The organism is Proteiniphilum sp. (genome assembly GCF_034331125.1).
Lineage (GTDB): Bacteria > Bacteroidota > Bacteroidia > Bacteroidales > Dysgonomonadaceae > Proteiniphilum > Proteiniphilum saccharofermentans.
In genome coordinates, this window is sequence record NZ_JAXQGC010000029.1 from 1 (window position 1) to 3,987 (window position 3,987).

Annotated in this window: 4 protein-coding genes; 1 reads left to right on the forward strand and 3 read right to left on the reverse strand. The window is 44.5% G+C overall.

Annotation, left to right across the window (positions count from 1 at the left end):
• Positions 1 to 532: hypothetical protein (locus U2P89_RS06200; protein WP_322190937.1), on the forward strand; the 532-nt coding region annotated here is incomplete at its 5' end.
• A gap of 86 nt (positions 533 to 618) precedes the next feature.
• On the opposite strand, the gene U2P89_RS06205 is transcribed toward U2P89_RS06200, so the two are convergent.
• From U2P89_RS06205 to U2P89_RS06215, 3 genes are all read right to left on the reverse strand, one after another.
• Complete coding sequence (locus U2P89_RS06205; protein WP_091906417.1) at positions 619 to 1,212, reverse strand: RNA polymerase sigma factor; 594 nt, start codon at positions 1,210 to 1,212, stop codon at positions 619 to 621.
• Between the two features lie 205 nt (positions 1,213 to 1,417).
• Positions 1,418 to 2,620: an N-acetylglucosamine-6-phosphate deacetylase gene (gene nagA / locus U2P89_RS06210; RefSeq protein WP_092027901.1), complete on the reverse strand. Its 1,203-nt coding sequence runs from the start codon at positions 2,618 to 2,620 to the stop codon at positions 1,418 to 1,420.
• Positions 2,544 to 3,914 (reverse strand): sugar MFS transporter, encoded by a 1,371-nt coding sequence (locus U2P89_RS06215; RefSeq protein ID WP_416188619.1) that lies wholly within the window; start codon positions 3,912 to 3,914, stop codon positions 2,544 to 2,546. The genes nagA and U2P89_RS06215 overlap by 77 nt, the downstream gene beginning before the upstream one ends.
• Between the last annotated feature and the right edge of the window lie 73 nt (positions 3,915 to 3,987).

Here is a 3,987-nt window from a genome sequence, read left to right on the forward strand (position 1 = left end):
CGCATTTCCCTTCTATTTCTTTGTCAATTGTTTGAGGGAAGTGCGAAACATGAGTTACTATATATTGGATGCAGGGGCTCGCTATGCGATCAATCCTGCGTTGACGATGGGCGTCAGCGGTGGCTATAACTCCAATTTCGATGTGATGCCTCTCTGGAATGCAGGAATTGATGCCAGCTACCAGGTGAATCGTAACCTGATGTTCGATGGAGGGTTGACCTATATGAAGACGGCTAGAAATGATTTCTCTCTCAACCAATCGGCAGTAATGATTGACCTCCACGGTCGCTACCGGCTTAATGATGACTGGTATCTCAACGCTTATGGAGGGATGCCTGTATTACAAAACAGTAACCAGTCAGACATGCCGATGTTACCAATGATGAACACTCCTTACTACGGGGGGTCTGTGGAGCACTGGTTCAAACCCACCATGGGTGTGGAAGCCGGTATGATATGGATGCGCGATATGTTCTCCGGGAAAATGCGCCCACAACCCAAACTGGAATTACTCTTCAGGCCTGGACGATAAATCATTGCCCGGGAACGATAAGTATTGGGCACGATAACAATGGTCTCAGCAATTTGTCCGGAAGATGCATCGTATCAGTAAGACCATCAATTAATTGTTAAAATCATTTTGTGGTCAGTAGCCAGTTTACGCATGTTGAGAATAGCATAGCGCATACGTCCAAGAGCGGTATTGATGCTTACACCGGTGACATCAGCAATCTCCTTAAAACTTAAATCCCCATAATATCGCATCTCCAGTACTTCACGTTGTTCAACAGGTAAAAAGTCGATCAGTTTCTTCACATCGTCGAGCACCTGAGTTTTCACCATTTTCATCTCTACGGTATCGTCACACAGGGAGGGATTGTTCAACAGATCGATCTCATAGCCATCATTAGAAACTGTATTTTCATTCTTTCTCTGACGGAAATAATCGATTATCAGATTATGGGCAATACGTGTAATCCATGCTTTGAATTTGCCTGTTTCAGTGTATCTGCCCTGCCTGATAGTTGTGATAGCTTTGAAGAAAGTATCCTGAAAGATATCTTCGGCCAGTCCCTGGTCACGGACAGTATAGAAGATATAAGCGTAAAGAGATTGTTTATGCCGGTTGAGGAGCAGATCAAACGCATAGTCATTGCCGTCGGCATACGAAACGACCAATTCTTCATCGGTCATCATGCAGAAAGTATCCATTGCTTTACTTCTTAATTGTTATGTAAGTTCAATTGAGTAAAGAGGACTTATAGGCAAATGATTTTAGCGTTTATTTTATGTTCTATAATTAAATTTATCAAAACAAAGGAAAATAAAAAAAATATAATTACCAAATAATAAGAGGTGAAATTCCGTTGCATTCCCTAAAACAACATCTCTAACTAAGCGGCAAATAATCGTTTCATTATAGATTTATTTTTGAAGCATCGTATATTATAATTCCTTCCGACACTGTATATGACACCTGTATGTTTTCATCGAAGATCACCAGGTCAGCATCTTTTCCACGTTCAATGGATCCTTTTCGGCTATCGACCTTCATAATGCGGGCAGGTGTCAGAGTCATCATCTTTACTGCGTCGGTCAATGGCACTTCAGTTATGTTCACCATAGTTCGTATCAACCGGTCGGCTGTAGCCACACTACCGGCGAAAGCCGAACGATCGGGCAGTTTAGCCACCCCATCCTCGATAATTACCCGTTGTCCCTCGTCGAGGCTCCCCAAGATCGACTCTCCGTTTGGCATGCCTGCCCCGCGCATCGAATCGGTACAAAGGGCAATCTTATCGGCTCCTTTGAACTTGTAGGCAAACTGTAACAGCGGACGGGGAAGATGCACTCCGTCGGCGATGATCTCTACCGTCATATCATCAATGAGATAAGCCGCTTCTACCACTCCCGCATACCGGAAGGCGTGGCGGCGTGTCACCGAAGACATCCCCGAATATAAATGCGTAATATGGGAAAATCCTTCTTTAAATGCCAACTCCACTTCTTCACACACCGCGTCGCTATGTGCCACGGCCGCAAGGATGTTTCTCGACACCAATTCCCGTCCCAGGTCCAGCGCACCCGGCAATTCGGGAGCCAGGCTCCAGCGGACGATATCTTCCGACGATGCCAGAATACGCATATACTCTTCCGGCTCAGGATTACGAAGGTATTTAGGATCTTGCGCTCCCCGCTGGTTATACGAAAAATAAGGTCCTTCAAGATGCAGACCCAGGAATCTGGCTCCTGTCCTGTTCCTTTTTACCGCTTCACGGTACACCGAGAAAGTGTTCATTAATTCTTCGGTCGTACTTGTCAGGGTAGTAGGCACCATAGCCGTGGTACCATAACGGGCATGCAGTTCTGCGGCCCCGAGAAAAGCCTCCACCGTGCCGTCCATAAAATCATGACCTCCACCGCCATGAAGATGAATATCAATGAATCCCGGTGAAACATACTGCCCTGAGGCATCGATCCGTTCATCTGTATCAGAAAACGAAACTGCATCCGAAGGTACAATATCACGGATCTTTCCTTCTTCACAAACTATAGAGACATCTTCCGCTATGTGAGTGGGAAAGATAACCTTGCCCTTTTCTATTATCAATCTTTTCATTTTGTATTCTTTTTTCTCTTTTCCAATAATTAATCGTATGTCCGTGAAAAGCAAACCATACCAAATAAATAAAGCACGGAATCAGAACCCAGTAGCCTGCTCTCAAGCCATAGTGATCTCCTATCGCACCATAAATCAGTGGCAGGATGGCATTCCCGCTTAATCCCATGATCAAAAGGGAAGAGCCCGTTTTGGTTAATTTCCCTAAGTTATGGATCGACAAGGGCCAGATACCGGCATAGATCAATGCATTAGGAAATCCTATCGAGGCTAAGAACCATATCGAGATGTTTGCCGTATGCCCGAACAGTGAAACAGTATGGTTGGCAAGTACTACCCCTAAAGAAAGGAGTAGCCCGAGTGCGGTACAAAACTGTAAAGCCGTCTTTTGCGAAACAAACCGGGGAATAAGCAAGATACCCAGCAAATAACCGATAATGGTGCATATAAGCGTGTAAGACGGAAAGAACTTTGCATCCAGCAGGCCGATCCCCATCGACCCGGCATAATTGATAATAGTATCTATCGCCACCACTTGCGTACCTACATGCAGGAAAATCGCGATGGCTCCAAAGATGAGATAAGGATAATCCAAAAGAGACTTCTTTGACGGATTTACAACAGATAAAGTATTATTCTCCTCTTTGGGTTCATCCTCTTTTTCTTCTATCTCCGGCAATACTGAATATCTTATGCCGATACCTGTTAATAGCAAAAGAGCGGCAAGGATGGAATAGGGCATAATTACCCTCCTGATCAATTCCTGCAGAATAATATTTTTCTCTGTTTCGGAGAGCGTTCCTGCTTCAAGTAATGCAAAGGTGCTGTCATCAGTCGATTTGAACACTACCGCTGCAAAAAGCAAAGGAGCAATGATACCTGCGGACTTGTTGAAGATTCCCATCACGCTCATTCGCTGTGCTGCGCTATCGATCGGTCCGACTATGGTGACGTAAGGGTTTGCTGCCGTTTGAAGAATGGCAAGCCCTGTCCCGAGGCAATACAATCCTGCAAGAAAAACGGCATATTGTCGCATAAGTGCTGCCGGGACAAAGATAAGGGCACCTAACGACAGGAATATGAACCCGTACATAATACCTTTCTTATAGCCCGTCCTGTTTAATAATAAACCCGATGGAATGGCCATCACAAAATAGGCGATATAAAAGGCAAAAGTGACGAAATATGACTGAAAATGTGTCAGTTCAAGGGCAATCTTAAAGTAAGGGATAAGGATTGCATTCACCCATGATACCAGGCCGAAGACAAAATACATCACAGCCAGGATACCCATCGAGGTATAAAAAACTTTTGGCTCTATAACAAATAGAGTGGGTAATCAAATTTCAGTTTAGCTGTCAGGAAAT